At 68.0% G+C, this 15,164-nt stretch carries 9 protein-coding genes; 2 read left to right on the top strand and 7 right to left on the bottom strand.

Annotated elements, in window-relative coordinates:
• A partial coding sequence (locus tag VN779_RS23420) for an amino acid adenylation domain-containing protein (RefSeq protein WP_325726945.1) occupies window positions 1-1,487 on the bottom strand: 1,487 nt, incomplete at its 3' end.
• A 249-nt stretch (window positions 1,488-1,736) separates the two neighbouring features.
• Between VN779_RS23420 and VN779_RS23415 the strand changes: the two genes are divergently transcribed.
• Entirely contained in the window at window positions 1,737-2,867 is a 1,131-nt protein-coding gene (locus tag VN779_RS23415; protein WP_325726943.1) for a chitinase, read from the top strand.
• A gap of 100 nt (window positions 2,868-2,967) precedes the next feature.
• On the opposite strand, the gene VN779_RS23410 is transcribed toward VN779_RS23415, so the two are convergent.
• The 5 genes from VN779_RS23410 to VN779_RS23390 form a co-directional block, all read right to left on the bottom strand.
• A complete protein-coding gene (locus tag VN779_RS23410) occupies window positions 2,968-4,914 on the bottom strand; it encodes a FixH family protein (protein ID WP_325726941.1) in 1,947 nt (648 codons plus the stop codon).
• 10 nt (window positions 4,915-4,924) lie between these two features.
• On the bottom strand, window positions 4,925-5,779 hold the full coding sequence (locus tag VN779_RS23405) for a YcnI family protein (protein ID WP_325726939.1): 855 nt from the start codon (window positions 5,777-5,779) through the stop codon (window positions 4,925-4,927).
• A gap of 95 nt (window positions 5,780-5,874) precedes the next feature.
• On the bottom strand, window positions 5,875-10,986 hold the full coding sequence (locus VN779_RS23400; protein ID WP_325726937.1) for a multicopper oxidase domain-containing protein: 5,112 nt from the start codon (window positions 10,984-10,986) through the stop codon (window positions 5,875-5,877).
• Window positions 10,987-11,043: 57 nt separating this feature from the next.
• Window positions 11,044-11,649 carry a hypothetical protein gene (locus VN779_RS23395; protein WP_325726933.1) on the bottom strand — a complete coding sequence of 202 codons (606 nt, stop codon included), beginning with the start codon at window positions 11,647-11,649 and terminating at the stop codon, window positions 11,044-11,046.
• Between the two features lie 23 nt (window positions 11,650-11,672).
• Window positions 11,673-12,026, bottom strand: coding sequence for a hypothetical protein (locus tag VN779_RS23390; protein ID WP_325726931.1), 354 nt, complete (start codon window positions 12,024-12,026; stop codon window positions 11,673-11,675).
• 679 nt (window positions 12,027-12,705) lie between these two features.
• Here VN779_RS23390 and VN779_RS23385 point away from each other — a divergent pair.
• On the top strand, window positions 12,706-13,347 hold the full coding sequence (locus VN779_RS23385) for a dihydrofolate reductase family protein (protein ID WP_325726929.1): 642 nt from the start codon (window positions 12,706-12,708) through the stop codon (window positions 13,345-13,347).
• Window positions 13,348-13,688: 341 nt separating this feature from the next.
• Here VN779_RS23385 and VN779_RS23380 read toward each other — a convergent pair whose 3' ends face one another.
• Window positions 13,689-14,789 carry a GNAT family N-acetyltransferase gene (locus VN779_RS23380; RefSeq protein WP_325726927.1) on the bottom strand — a complete coding sequence of 367 codons (1,101 nt, stop codon included), beginning with the start codon at window positions 14,787-14,789 and terminating at the stop codon, window positions 13,689-13,691.
• Window positions 14,790-15,164 lie beyond the last annotated feature (375 nt).

Here is a 15,164-nt window from a genome sequence, read left to right as displayed (position 1 = left end):
CGCAGCCTGTTCGCCGCATCCGCCCGATCGAATGCAGTCTGATCAGCCGACAGCGCCAGATACCCGACCAGCACCTGGTTTCCGCCGCGCGCCGTGCGCACCGCCGCAGCCGCCGCGGCGACACCCGGCAGGGCCTGAAGCGCCGCGTCCACCTCGCCGAGCTCGATCCGGCGACCGCCAAGCTTCACCTGCTCGTCGGCGCGGCCGAGGAAGAGCAACCCTTCCGGTTCGGCGCGTACGAGGTCACCGCTGCGATAGGCCCGCTCCCAGCCGAGGGCGGGCAGCGGCGCGAACTTCTCAGTGTCCTTATCCTGGTCCAGGTATCGCGCCAGCCCGACGCCGCCGATCACCAGTTCCCCGCACTCCCCCATCGGAACGACGCTCCCGGCGGCGTCGACTACGGCGAGCTGCCAGCCGTCGAGCGGCAGTCCGATGCGCACCGGCCCCGCGCCGTCGAGCCGCGCGGCCGTGGCGACGACGGTGGCCTCGGTGGGCCCGTAGGTGTTCCAGACCTCGCGTCCCTCGGTGACCAGCCGAGCGGCCAGCTCCGGCGGGCAGGCCTCGCCGCCGAAGATCAGCAGCCTTACTTCGTCGAGGCAGTCGTCCGGCCACAGCGCGGCGAGAGTGGGCACGGTGGAGATCGCGGTGATCTCCTGGGCGACCAGCCAGGGTCCGAGGTCGACGCCGCTACGCACCAGCGAGCGCGGTGCGGCGACCAGGCAGGCGCCGTGCCGCCAGGCCAGCCACATCTCCTCGCAGGAGGCGTCGAACGCGACCGACAGGCCGGCCAGTATCCGGTCGCCCGGGCCGAGCGGCTCCTCGGCCAGGAACAGCCGAGCCTCGGCGTCCGCGAACGCGGCGGCGCTGCGGTGCCGCACGGCCACGCCCTTGGGCTTGCCGGTGGAGCCGGAGGTGAAGATGATCCAGGCGTCGTCGTCGAGGCCGGGCGGCCCCGCAGCGACCGGCACGCGGGCGTCGCCGCACACGTCGAGCGCCTGCCCCGCCTCGAGCACGGCAGCGACTGCGGCTTCGGAAAAGACCAGCCGGGCGCGCTCGTCGGGATCGTCGGCGTCGACCGGAACGTACGCGGCGCCCGCGGCCAGCACGCCGAGGATGCCGATGTAGAGGTCGACGTCTCCGGAGGGCATGCGGATCCCGACGCGGTCTCCGGTTCCGATGCCCGCAGCGGCAAGGCGGCGTCGCACCGCTTCGACCTCCGCCACCAGTGCGCGGTATGTCAGGACACTGGTGCCGTCATCGAGTGCTGGTTCATTGGGGTAACGCCGCGCGGTGGCGTTCAGAATGTCGATGAGAGTGCGCGGCTGCGCGGCATCGCCCCCGCCGAACACGGCAGGCGCGGCCGCTGTCGTGACCGCGGCGACAGCCACCGATGAGTTCGGCAAGCCTGCCGACACCGCTGCGACGGTGCCGAACCCGGCCTGCTTCTTATTCTCAGCCAGCGCACGCGGCGCTTCTACGACTGCCATGCGATCCTTAGGTCGGCGGGCATCGAGCGCCTCGGCAACGGGGCATCCCAGCCCAACCCGCGCGACCGCGGCGCGATCGCGCGCCGACCAGATGTCGCAGTCTCGATGAACTTCTGCACGCCGATTCTACCGTTGACCTCGGCGCGACCACGCTAGCGTCCGAAATCCGGGCCCGCCGGTCTCAGGCGATGCCACCCGGCGCGGTTCGGGTTACGATTTTCACCCGCGTGCACGAGAGGACCACTGGCAATGTCACGCGCACGGCTCGCGGTTGTCGCGGTCGGGGCTGTGACAGCCTTGCTCTTGGCGACGATCGGCGTCGCCGTGCTGCTCAGCGGGCACGAACCGGCGACACGCTCCCCCTCGGTGGCCGGCGCACTGGTGCCCGTGACCGGAACTCCGACAGCCGCTGCCGCAACCGCGCCGGCAGTCCTCTCGCCGACGCCGCAGCCGACACCGCAGGACCAACAGGTCGTCGGGTCCGCGTCGAAGCACGTGCTCGCGGGCTATTGGCAGAACTTCGTCAACCACGCCGTCGCGTTGCCCCTGGCGGCGGTGCCCAGGGGCTACAACCTGGTGGATGTGGCATTCGCCGCCGCGGACTCGCGGCACGACGGCGGCGTCACCTTCGCGCTGAGCCCCGCGCTCGCCCGCGCGCTCGGCGGATACACGACGGCGCAGTTCACCAAGGACATCGCGACGCTGCACGCGCGCGGACAGCACGTGCTGATTTCGGTCAACGGCGCGGGCGGCGCGGTGTCGATCAACTCATCGTCCGCGGCCACGAACTTCGCCAGCAGTATCAGCAGTCTGATGAGTACCTACGGATTCGACGGCGTGGACATCGACTTCGAGAACGGTATTGACGTCGCCTCCACCGCTCAAGCCCTGCACAGTCTCGCGGTCCTGCACCCCGGCGTGCTCATCACGCTCGCGCCGCAGGCCGACGACGTACAGTCCGCCAGCAGCGCATACTTCCAGCTGGCGCTGAGCATCAGATCGATCCTGACCATCTCATTCACGCAGTACTACAACGCGGGCACCATGACCGGCTGCGACGGCGCCGCGCATGCTCAGGGCACTGAGGATTTCCTGACCGCCCTCGCGTGCACCCAGCTGCGCAACGGCGGTCTAAGCCCATCCCAGATCGGGCTCGGCCTGCCTGCCTCAAAATTGGCGGCGAAGCACGGCTACCTCGCCCCGTCCCTCGTCAACAGCGCGCTCGGCTGCCTCGCCACGGGCCACGGATGCTCCGGCTTCGCACCTCCCGCCACCTGGCCCACCATCGCTGGCGCAATGACCTGGTCGATCAACTGGGACGCAGCCAACGGCTACGAGTTCCTGCGCACGGTAAGCCCCTACCTACAGTCGATGCCTTAACAATCCCGTTCGGGACGCGCTCGATCGCGCGCTCTGCCTCTCCGCGCAGCAGCGCATCGTGGTCGATCAACGCGACATCGCCTTCGCGCGCCCGCACTTCTCAGCGGACAGGGACCGGCAACTCCACGGTGGTTTCGTCGAAGGCGTCGCTGCGGACGGTCAGTCGCAGCCGCCACTGCCCGGCGATCGTCACGATGACCGCGCTGGCGCGGTAGGTACCTGGGCCATCAGCAGTGAGCTGGACGGGCAACCGCCCGAAGCCGTTTCCAGGCAGCGTCAATGCGGCTTGCACCTGTTGCGCGCGGTACGGACGCCCGGCGGAGTCGGTGACTTTGACAAACAGCTGATTCGGTCCGATCCTGGCCGGTGCGACTCGGACGTTGACGTCACCGCGGCCGCCGGGGCCACCCGTGTCGAAGGCCGCCACTACGTTGACCGGCGGGATGTACGTTTCACGTGCGGTGGGAGTGTTCACCAGGACGGCGGTGACCGCGAGCACGGACACTGCGATCGCCACCTCGGCCCAGACCGAGCGGCGTAACCGGCTAAGCGTTAACGCCGCGCCGTCGGCGTTTAACTGCGCATCGGCTTCCGCGGCACGGGCACTGGCACTGGCACTGTTGACAGTCACACCGTTGCTCGCGGGTCCGGTATTCGCGCTACCGTGCCTTCGCGGAACTCCTTGGCTGCCGCGCCGACCGGACCGGGCCCCCGCCGCCGCGCCGACCCTGGCCGGTTCGGCAGGAACGGTGCGCCGTGCGGCGGTCTGACCGGCGAGTATCGCCTCTACCGGCGCCCGGAGCCGCTGGACGCGTACCCGAGCGAGGTTTCCGAGGACGATCAGCCCGCACATCCCCGCGATTTTCAGCAGCAGCAAGCGACCATAGGTCGTAGCGATCAGTGCACTGATGCTGCCCACGCCGCGCCAGGCCTGATAGGTGCCGGAGAGCACGATAGCGATGACGCAGCCGAGCGCGATCGGCGAGAAGCGGGAGACCGCGCGCGCGGCTTCGGTGGTCGCGGTCTGATATCGGCGCCGTTCCGCCCTCCCAGCGCCGTCGGCAGGACGGGCACCACGCAGCGCGACGGCGACGAGCGTGACCAGCCCGCCGATCCAGACTGCGACAGCACTGAGGTGGACGATGTCGGAAGGCAGCGCCAGCGGAACCTGCATGCCGGTTCCGGCGTGATCGGCGACGGCCCAGGTGCCGGCCAGCGCGACCGTAAGCGTCGCCCAGACTGTCCCGGCAGCGATGCGCCCCCTCCGTGACGCGCGTGGCAGGCTCCCCAGCGTTACGGAGAACACGAACAGAGCTAACACGACCAGCAGCAGCCGCACCCCCAGCGCTTGGCCGTATCGGCTGTGCAGCGTCGCGTGCAGGACGCCGGGCCAAAACAGATGGCTGATTCCCTGATCCGCGCCGTAGACCCCCTGCAGCAGAATGGCGGCGAGCGTCGCGGCGGCCAGCGCTCCCCACCCGCCCATGGCCAGTCTCAGCATCCCGGGACGACTCGCTGCGACCGGCCAGCAGCAGATCACGAACATGACGGCGCCGACCAGCACCGCGAAGCTGAAGAAGCCAAGCCAGCGCGCGACCGCGAACACGGCGTCGGTCAGCCGGCTCGCTGACTGGGCGATGCCGTCCGCGATCGGCACGGTGCTGCTGGGGGCGCCCACGGAAAACGTGAACGCACCCGATACCGCGTGCGAGTCGGCGGAAACGACGTGCCAGCTGACCGTGTAGGTGCCGTTACTTATGCCCGGTAGCAGCCCGACCGTGACCTGTTGCGGATCAGTGCCCTGTTTTGTGCTCCCGTTGTCCGCGCGTTGGCCGTTGGGCGCGAACACTCGCAAGCTGTCGGCGCTGACACCGACCGCCTCGTCGAAGGTCGCGCTGACAGAGGCCGGCGCCTTGGTCACGACCGATCCGTCGGCCGGGCTAGTTGTCACCAGCGTGGCGTGCGCCCACGCCGCCGGGGAGATCGCGAGCGCCGCGAACAGCGCCAACAAGATGCTGATCAGCACGCGCACGAGTCGGCGAGCCACGACGGCCGCCTCAGTGCCGGGCGGTGTCGCGGCGTGAGCCTGCCCGCGCCGGCGTTGCACCGGCGGGCGGCGACTTCGGCGCCCGAGTCGGAATCGGAGCCGGAGCCGGAGCGGGAGTCGGAGCCGGAGCCAGCACCGTGCGCCGCCGCCGGTTGAGCCAGCCCAGCGCCAGCGCGCCGAGACCGCAAGCGAGCGCGCCGAAAGCCGCGCCGCGCGCGACAGCGTCCGAGCCGGCTGACCTCGTCTCAGTGCTCGATGATGGTGGCACGGCGGCCGGCTTCACCGCCGCGGAGTCAGAGCCGGCAGCGGAGCCGGCGCTCAGCGTGAGCACCGCCGCCGGGTGCTCCGGCTCGGCTTGCCCCGGCTGGGACACGTCGATCCAGCGGACGACGTCGCCGTTGGAGTAGGTCTGAATCGTCTTGAACGTAAGTTGGCTGATTCCCGCGGGAAGCGGATCGGCGGAGACGGTGAAGTCCTGGAACTGGCCCGGTGCCACCTTCCCGCCGGACCAGATGACCTCCGAGACCGCCTGGCTGAACTTCCCGTCGTCGGTCACCAGCGGTTTGGCCAAGGTGGCGGTGCGCACGGAGATCGTCCACCCCGGTACCGGTTGGACCAGAAGCTGAGCGATCGGATGGTCGGTCGGAATCTGCAGATCCACCTGGTTCACATCGGCGTTGGCCTCCTCGTTCGGGACGTGGAAGGTCAGTACCGCCGCCGAGCCCGGTTGGGCCGAACCAGGCGAGACGGTGACGTGAGCCGACGCGGGGAGCGCGAGCAGCACGGTGCCCACGGCGGCGGCCCCGGCGAAGGCAAATCGGGACAGGGCGCGCAGGTGCGGCAGTGCGGGGCCGGCGGCAGACATCGAACGAATCCTCTCCATCGCGGGATCGGCGGGCCTTATCAGGGGACTGCCGCCCCGGCGCGGCGGGTCCGGGGCGGCAGCTTGTGGTCAGCGGCTCACGGTGCGAGCCGCGTGAGGGTGGTGCCGGTATTGCCGGTGGTGCCGGCGGCAGTGAACGGAAGCACCCGGAAGATGCCCCAGTCGCCGGACTTGATCATCGGGTCACGGCCGACGTTGTACTCGTAGTCGCCGGTGGCCCTGGTGGCGCCGCCGGCGCCGTTCACGAGGTAGGCGTCGAAGGTCTCGCCCGCCAGCGTGGCCCTGGCCTCGATGATCTGGCTGCCGGTCAGGCCGTGGTCCAGCGGGAAGGAGTGCCCGGCGATCTGGAAGGCCACCGGGTCGTCCCCGGCCGCGTTGGCGAAGCGCCAGCGGACGGGATCACCGGGGAAGGCCTCGAAGACCGGCGTGGGCGGGTCGGAGCCGCCGATGATGCTGTCGCTCTTGGCCTGCCACAGCGGGAACGGGTCGGGCGGGTTGGTGGTGGACAGGCTGTTGTTGCCGCCACCGCCCTGGTCCGTGGGTTCCCGGTCGGTCAGCGAGGCCTCGTTGTAGTCGACGTAGGAGTGGTCCGAGTCGAGGTAGTAATCCATGATGCTGTGGCCGAGCTTCGGCTCCCGATCCGAGAAGATCGTCACGTTCTCCCGGAACGGGCTGCCCCGGCCTGGGAAGATGTCGGCGAAGATCCCGGACTGCAGCGGCTGGCCGGTCTGCGGATCGGCGTAACTCGACCCGGTCGGCTCCGCGATGACCGCGCCATAGGCGCCGGCCCTCCAGGACGACTCGTTGCCCATGTTGAGCACCAGGTTGGTGCCGAGCTCCTTGTCGACGTAGTAGGAGTACAGCCGGGTGTTGCCGGGCGCCACGGTCGTGTCGGGGTCGTATCCGATGGCCGCGCCGTAAGACTGCAACGGGTCATAGATGACGTTGCCCACGTTGAACCCGGCGCGGGTGGTGCCCGAGCCCCAGGTCCAAGTGAAGTTGTCCGTCGGCAGGTCGTTGTGCAGCGTCACGCGAAGACAGTCCCCTGCGTTGGCTCGGATCACGAGCGGTACCACGGGTTTCGTGCCCGCCTTGATCTGGGACTCGTCCGAGCTGAGCGCGTACATCACGGCCCAGGAGCCGCCGCTGGCCGCGTCGCTCTCGCCGGGCATCCCCTTGTCGAAGGTGACGCCGTTGAAAATCGCCACGTCGTAGCTGCGCACGGGCGCGTCGTTCGGGCAGGCTGCGGTGCCGGGTCCGTTGGCCGCCGCGGGCGGCGCCTTGCCGGTGAAGCTGAGCGACGGGAAGCCGGGTCCGCTCGGCGGCGCCGTGCGGTCGGGCAGTGCTTCCAGACCGGAGTGCACCGTGTTCATCACCCGGAAGATGCCCCAGGCCCCGCTTTCCAGCTCCAGGTTGCGGCCGCTGTAGTAGAGGTAGTCGCCGGGCAGGTGACGGTCGCCGCCCGCCCCGCCCTCGATGACGTAGTCCATCTTCTCCGAGACTCCGGCCGTCCCGGCGTCGGTGAGCACGCCGTTGGGGTTGAAGGTCTCCTCGGCGAACCGGTGGCCGGTGATGCGCAGGTCGCCGACCCGCTCGTCCAGGCCGACCTGACGGATCACCACGGGGTCGCCCACATAGGCGCGCAGCAGCGGTGTCGCCGGATCGCCGTGAGCCACGGACGAGAACACGTACGGATCGTTGGACGTGCCGATGGATGTGCAGTCCTGCTGGTCCGATTCGGCGGGTTCCTCGTGTGCTTCGAGGCCCATGGAGTAGTTGCCGACTCCGTCGGGGACGCTCACATCCTCATCTGACGGTATCGGGGTGCTCGCGGCGTTGGGATCTCGGTCGATCAGCGGCGCCGCGCGCATGTTGAAGCTCGACAGCTCGCAGCCTTGGGGCGAACCAGTGCTCCTAAGGCCGGTGTGCTGCCAGAGCACGAACTCGCGGAAGTCACCCTTCTCGCCGAAGCCGGCCGAGCCGGTGGTGTAGATATCCGCCTGCGGACCGCTGCTGATCGGCGCCCCGGTGGTCGGGTCGTGGAAGGTTGAGCCCGGCGGCTCGATGATGTGCGCGCCGAACAGGCCGTGGCCCCAGGAGTGCAGGGCGTCCACGTGGTCGTGGAAGAACACGGTGCCGTTCTCGGCGTCGCTGTACCAGCGGTACTGCACGAACTCGACGCCGGTGCGCTCACCGGAGGCGTGCGCGTTCAGCAGCGGCGCGTTCAGAGTCAGCGTATTGCCATTGATCGCCGTGATCTTCGTGGCGACCTCGGTATCCGGTTGGCCCTGGCCGACCTCGATGCTGATGCCGGTACGCAGGCCTGCGGTGCTGCCCACCGCGATCTGGGTCGCGCCGGCCGCGGCGGCCGCGCTCAGCGTCGTCTCTCCGGGAGTTCCGAAGTCGGGACGCGGTGCCTGCTCGAAGGAGAGACCCGTGATCACGCCGTCGGACGCCTCCGGGTCGAACTGGACGAAGTGGGTGTGGATGTTGACCTGGCTGTAGACGTTCGCCAGCGGGGAGTTGCTCTCCGGGCCGACGGTGATCTCGTTGGTCAGGGTGACGGCCTCGCAGTCGCCGACATCCGACCTGATCGCCAGCGGGGTAGTCGGCTTGCTGCCGTTCTCCACGCCCGCCTTGTCCTGGTTCAGGACGAACAGCTCACCGTTGGGGTCTACCGCCGGCGGGGTCTTGTTCCCGCTGGCGTCCACCCCGCCGTTCGTCTCCTGGATGGGAACGGTGACCGCGGTGAGGTTGAAGGGCCGCACGGGCGAGTTGGACGGGCACAGTCCGTCCGGCCGCGTCGAACTGGCCGTCGGGCCGAGCCACGGCGCGCCGCCATGGCCGTTGGGTGAGAACGGCGGCCGGTCGCCGAGGTGTGGTTGCAGCAGCGGATACGCGTATCTGCCGTTGCTCGGATCGAACATGATCTGTGGCCGCTGACCCGGGTTCGGCGCGGTGTAGTCGGCCCAGGACGTGGTGTCCTGCGGCTCACCGAGGTAGACCGGCGCGTCCGGGGTACCGCTCTTCGCCCAGTTCCAGACGGTGGCGTCCTGTGCGGCGGACCGCACGCCCTGCGGCGGCAGTTGCCCCTCGACCAGGCTCTCGAGTGAGACCTGGGTGTTCGGGTCGGTCAGCTGGTCCTGCGGGACGACGCTCTTGCCCGCGATGACCTTGCCGATCAGGCCGGCCGAGGTGACCGCCTGGGGCTTGGCCGCGCGGCCGGGGATCGTGACCAGGCCGGACTGCAGCGTGTCGAACACCCGGATGAAGCTGACCATCCCGGCGTCGTAGTGAGCGGTGATGTGGCAGTGGAACAGGAAGTCGCCGGCGGCCTGCTGGCAGCCTCCGCCGCCGCACTCGGTCTCTAGATCGTAGGACTCGCCGGGCTCGATGGTCTGCGAGTCGAGCCTGATGGACGCCTTGGTGACCGGCGGGTTCTTCTCGAGTCCACCGGCGATGTCCGGGTTGGCCGCGTTGGGGTTGCGCAGCCAGCGGATCGCGCCGCCGTGTTCATGGAAGACGTGGCCCATTTCGGAGCCCGCGTTGATCAGGCGGATCTTGTAGGGGTCGCCGACGTACATCTCCGGCCGCGGCGTGGCCATGTCGCCGTTCGCGTAGGAGCCGTAGTCGTCGGCCTCGCTGGGGGTGAATCCGTGTTGCTGCTGGGTCAGCTCGCGCTCGAAGAAGCACTCGCTGCGGTAGTTGATCGCCTTGCTGCAGGGTCGATACGCGGCCGTGAAGGGATCCACCACCGGAAGTTCGCACCCTGATGCGGTTTGGATCTCGCCCTGTCCGGTCGCGCAGGCGGCGCCGGGCTTCTCCAGGATCTGCCGGTACCCCTCATCGCCGATCTCGTGGAAGATCAGGGCGAACTCGCGGAAGTTGGGCTGCGCGGCGCCGGACGGCATCTGGATCAGCGCGTCCCAGCCGCTGGCGAGCGGCTGGAGGGTGTGCGGGTCCACCCACTGCGAACCCTTCGGCTCCGAGATCAGCGTGCCGAAAAGGCCGTGGCCCTCGGTCTGCCGGGTGTCGCCGGAGGAGTGGAAGACGTGCGCACCCTCGCCGAGCGCCGGATCCAGGTAGACGGTGTAGCTGGCCGTCTGGCCCGGGGCCGCGGTGTTGTCAGGGTTCTGGCCGACCGCGCCGTTCACGTCCGCGGCGCTGAGGCCGGGCAGTCCGTCGACGTTCCAGCCGATGTTCCCGGGCTTGGTGTGCGTGAGGGAGCCGTCGCAGGCGGGAGGAGCCGAGCAGTCGTCGCCGACGTTCTCGATCGGCGGCTGATCGAAGGCCTGCAAGCCGAAGGTGGTTTGGTTGGTGAGGTTGACCGTGACGCAGTCGCCCTCGTGCGCGCGGATCACCAGCGGCTGGATCGGGTCGTTGCCCTGCAGCCCGCTGGAAACCTGCCCGGACTGCTCTTCCGCTCGTACCGCGGCGATGTTCGAGTTGAGCACGTACATGAACGAGTTCGGATCGTTCACGCCGTACCGGTTCAAGGTCATCGTGATGTTGATGGCCGAGACGTCGAACGTGTCGTGCGGCGCGGTGGCGCACGGATTGGCCGTCGCGGTGACCGTGGCGGCCTTGGCAGCGCTCGTACTCGCGGCGGCCAGCCCGGCGGGCCCTACGGTGAACCCGATCAGGGACAGCGCGACCACGATGTAAGAGAGCCGAGGCAAGCCCCAGCGGGGCAGCACCGGGCGCGCGGCGGCCGGCGCCTGCTCGCGCGAAGCCCGCCAGCGGCCGGTACACAGCGCGGCCATGATGAGCAGCGGAAGGCTGACCGCCTGTTCCATGAGAGCGGTGCCGAGTCCCGGCGTCAGCGGGCTCTGCGTGCTCGGGGAGAGCAAGAGGAGCCGGTAGAGCTGGTGGACCGCCGAGGTCGCCGGGATCAGCAGCGCGGTGAAGCTGATCGAGACGAGTGCGGCCTTGTTCAGCGCAGCGGTCAACCGGCGTCCCGGCGCGTCCATCGCGGACGCGATCGAGAGGCCGATCCAGGCCGCCAGCAGAGCCAGCGGCAGCGTGATCACGCTGCGCACCCCGGAGGCAGATCCGGCCGTCGTGGGGTCGGCGACGGCGCGGGCGAGCAGTTCGGAGCCGGCCAGGCCGGCGCTCAGTGCGAGCGCCAGCGCGACCGTCTCGGCGAGCCGCCCGCCACGTTTGCGGGCATAACTGCCGTGCGATGACATGGAGCCATCCTTAGACGAGCTTGAATCGACGACTGAATTGGTCTGTATGAAAACGCCTCAGGGCATTTTCATCGGTGTCATCGGGGCACCGTTCGTTTCGACCGGTAAATCGATTTTGTCGCCGCCGCGCGACCATTCGATGGATAGACCCGTGCTCTGTTTCGCGGGGATGTCGAAATAGACATCCACGGTCACGCTGAAGTTGGGTTCTATATCACCTTCCGTGGCGTAGGTGTTCTCGCCGGCCGTCGATAACTCCGGCCAGCTCTGGCCACCGGGGCCGATGGCGCTAAACTCATTCATCTGATAGCGCTGCACCCGCGAGGTGACGTTCTTGAGGGTCAACTCGAATTGCAACCTGTTGTCGTTCGCGGATTGCATGCCGGGCATCATTCCCGGGTCCATCGCGAAGCCGGGGCCGGCCGGCAGCGGCCCCTCGCCCGTCATGTCGTTGCTCATCCACTCCATCTGCTGGACGCTCAGCCGCAGGCCGCCGGCCTGGTAGCCGTGCTGCCCGGAGTTGGCCGCGGCGCTCTGTCCCAGCACGGTGCCGTAGACCAGCCAGCCCACGATCGCGGCCAGGAGGGCCAGCGGGACGGGGACCCAGCGCAGGCCGGGTAACCGAGAAGCACGCGGACCCGGCCCAGCCGCGCGAACGCTCACTGACCGCCGCATTTGCGCAGCCCTCATGTCGTCACCTGCTCACTCACCGCCGGCGGGCGCGGGCGCGGCAGATCACAGCCGGGAGCGGACAGCCATCGTTGCGCGTCCCGGCGGGTACGCATGGCGAAGAAGCCGAGTTCGGCATCGGTTTCGGCGTCGAACAGTTCCCGCAGCGCGCGCCGGTAGACGCTGTTGGGCCAGGTGATCTTGCCGCGTTCCAGCTTGGAGACGTAGTTGCCGTCGAGCGCCGCCGCGTGACCCGTGTCCGCGGATACCCGCTTGGCCACCGCCTCGGCGAGCTCGCGTTCGGTCAGGCCGGCGGCCAGTCGTCTAATCCGGAGCTTGTTGTTTGTCGTGGGTTGTTGCTGCAGCATCATGGCTTCTTCCCCAGCGCTGAGGCGGACAGTCCCAGCGCGTAACATAATGGAACGCTCAGTCGGCGGTCACTACCATGAGCTATTCATCCCAGTAATCATCCCAGCCGCCGAGATTTCGGTTTCAGCGCGCATGCTGCGCGGTTCCCCGGCTAATGACGCACGCGGCTTCGGCCGGCTGGCAAATAGCCAGCCGGTTTACGGTCACACGCCGAATCACGCCCTGACAAGCGAAAGAGAACTCAGAACGGGCGGCGATGTTCGCTGGGCTCTGCCCGTGCGCTTCCTAAGCCGGTGATTTGGACCGGCGCGGCTCAGCCGACAGGCATCGAAGCCCGGTCCAGGCGCGCGGCGCACCAGCCGGCTCGCCGGGTGGCACCCGCCGGTACCGGCGCCGAGCGGCGCCCGTCTGTCAGCGGCAGCGAAGCTCCGGACAGCCGGCCCGAGTGGTCTGTCATAAGCACCCTCATGCGTGCTCGAGTCCGCCGGTCTCACTGTTCGAAATCACGGTTCGAACTCTCGCGTCGAGCGGCAGGCTAACATCGGCCGATCGGCGCGCCAACAGTCGAAAGACTCCTTACCACCGGCTCGGCCGCGCTCACCGACACGCCCGCATCGCCTCAGTCACCCGGAGCGTCCCGAGTAACGTAACTTCGTTGGCAACGACTTTGAGGGAGTAGCAATGGGCCAGGTACGGGTCGATCTGAACATCTCACTCGACGGCTACGGGACCACCACCGACCAGACCCCGGAGGATCCGTTCGGCAAGGACTGGGGCCGCCTGGTCGGCGCGTACACCGCGACCCGGACCTTCCGCGAACGGGTGCTCGGCCAGCCCGGCAAGGGCACTACCGGTCTTGACAACGACTATGCCGCCGCGTACTTCGAAGGCATCGGCGCCGAGATCATGGGCGCGGGGATGTTCGGACTACACGAGCACCCCGGTGACCCGGAGTGGCAGGGTTGGTGGGGACCAAACCCGCCCTTCGGCGTCCCGGTCTTCGTGCTCACCCATGAACAGCGGCCGACGCTGGAGATGGAGGGTGGCACGACGTTCCACTTCGTCCAGGACTCCCCCGAGCAGGTCCTTGCCCGCGCCAAGGAGATCGCGGGCGATCGCGACGTCCGCATCGGCGGCGGTGTCTCGGTGGCGCGGGAATACCTGTCCGCCGGCGCCGTCGACCGACTTCACGTCGCGATCACACCGATCCTGCTCGGCCGCGGCCAGCGGCTGTGGGAGGCACTGCGCGAGCTGGAGCAGGGCTACGAGGTCACCAGCGAAGTCGCCCCCAGCGGAACCATCCACGTGACCTTCTCCCGCTGACCCGGAACGATCGTTCCCTCGCACGAGCGCAATCGGCGCCAGAAAGGCAACGGGACAGCATAGTCACCCACCCACTTATCTCACTCGGATCCTCCAAAGCCTGGCTCCGAGGCTCGGAGCCGGGCCCTGACAAGCAAACGAGCGTCCGGCTGACGAAGCCTGAACTCGCGACCGCGGGTTCAGCCGCCTCTACGAACCCTGTGACCAGCGCAATTCACGAACGCAGGAGTCTTCGTTCCATTGCAGGCTGCGCTTGTTCGCAGCTGTCTGTCGCCGTTGGTGGCGTCGCCGTTGTTATCGGGTGTGAGAACGCCACCTGCGTTGACGACGAGTGACTTCCATTACCGCCGCATCATAGCCAGCTCGCCAGTGGCAACCTCCACCGTGTTCAAGACCGCGGTCGTCACGTATCCGAGCTGTCTGTTGACGCGGATCATATGGACGTTATCGGCCGCGGTCGTAGTGCGGACCTCCGCGATTGCGGGACGGTCCGCGGTGAGCCACTGCATCATCGCGCCTTTCATGGTTCGGCCGAGTCCCAGTCCCCGGTACTGAGACAGCACCGCTGTGTCTTCCTGGAAGCAAGTGTTCGGCAGGCTGGGATCGAGCGCGACCTCGGTGAGCCCTGCCACGTCACCGGTCGGCTCGTGCACGGCGACGATGAATCGACGTTCCTCGCCGAGTGCGCTCAATTCGGCTTCGCGTTCGCGCACGCGCGCGACCGTCCACGCTGGATGACGCAGGCCCGACTGGTCAGCCGGAGCGTCCGCGATAGCGGTACGAGCCCTGGCGAAGCTTTCGACGAGCTCATTCGGGGTGCTATCGATCCAGCGCTTCAGCCTGAACGCTCGGGGAATGGGCGTGCTCCACAGTCCAGGGTCGACTTCGCCAACGTGGAGCGTCTGCCACAGACTCCGCCTTGTAACCACGAATCCGAGGGCGGTGACCCACTTCATGCCCGGCGTGGCGTCCTGCACGTTGTTCCCCACCAGGATGTCGCGTCCTCTAGCGTTCACCGTGTCAAGGCACGCCGAAAGCATGGCGCTGCCGATGCCATGGCGCCGCAGCTTCCGGGTGACGCGCACGACGGCTTGGGCGTACCTGCCGTTTTCGTGCTCGAAGAATGTAATCTCCGCGGTTCCCGCGATCCGTCCGTCGTGACGAGCGACCCAACACTCGCGCGGTCCGCGGTAGCTCAGAGGATTGCGCAGTTCTTCGACATACGCTTCGTACTGCGGAGCGGGCAGCGTAGGCGAAACTTCGGCGATGATCTCCTTCGTCAGATCGAAATACTGGCGCAGCTCGGCTTCGTTCGCTTCGGCCGGTACGAAGTGCGAGACACCGAAAGGGGCGCCATCGTGATACTTCACGTGTTCACTCCTCTTCTCCTCCTCACCCGCTCGATAGTCGGTATCGCGCTGCTCGGCCCGCGGATCGTTCATGTCGACTGCCGCGGCGAGGCTGGTCGGCGGGACGCCTAGGTGGCGTGGTCGTCGGGAGCCGACCGGCTACCCGCGCCCGCAACCCACTACCGTCAAGCACCAAAAGAAATGCAACGAATTCCACGAGGCCTGTCGTCGTCGGAGATAGTCAGACTACTGAACGTCGAGTCATTTAGCATCGTCACAGTCGAGTAGCCATCTCCAACAGAGACGATTAGCACTTGATCGCCCCCGTCGTTCCACGTCAATGTTGGCGATGAGTCTCCTGAAACTCTGTCATAGATGCTTGGTAGATCTGCCTTGTCGACAAAGCGAACCTGGTGCGTAGGCGCCCAAGTCTCAAACTTGATGTCCATCGTGTCACCCGCCTGCCAG

The sequence above is a fragment of the Actinocrinis sp. genome (assembly GCF_035605935.1).
In the GTDB taxonomy this organism is placed as follows: Bacteria; Actinomycetota; Actinomycetes; order Streptomycetales; family Catenulisporaceae; genus Actinocrinis.
The sequence above is the reverse complement of the archived record's forward strand: the minus strand, read 5'-3'. Positions and strand labels throughout refer to the sequence as shown.

Bases quoted from the DNA above. Each gene is read 5' to 3' on its own strand.
- VN779_RS23415 (WP_325726943.1), top strand. From the start codon at position 1,737: ATGTCACGCGCACGGCTCGCGGTTGTCGCGGTCGGGGCTGTGACAGCC.
- VN779_RS23380 (WP_325726927.1), bottom strand. From the start codon at position 14,789: ATGAACGATCCGCGGGCCGAGCAGCGCGATACCGACTATCGAGCGGGT.
- VN779_RS23390 (WP_325726931.1), bottom strand. From the start codon at position 12,026: ATGATGCTGCAGCAACAACCCACGACAAACAACAAGCTCCGGATTAGA.
- VN779_RS23400 (WP_325726937.1), bottom strand. From the start codon at position 10,986: ATGTCATCGCACGGCAGTTATGCCCGCAAACGTGGCGGGCGGCTCGCC.
- VN779_RS23385 (WP_325726929.1), top strand. From the start codon at position 12,706: ATGGGCCAGGTACGGGTCGATCTGAACATCTCACTCGACGGCTACGGG.
- VN779_RS23405 (WP_325726939.1), bottom strand. From the start codon at position 5,779: ATGTCTGCCGCCGGCCCCGCACTGCCGCACCTGCGCGCCCTGTCCCGA.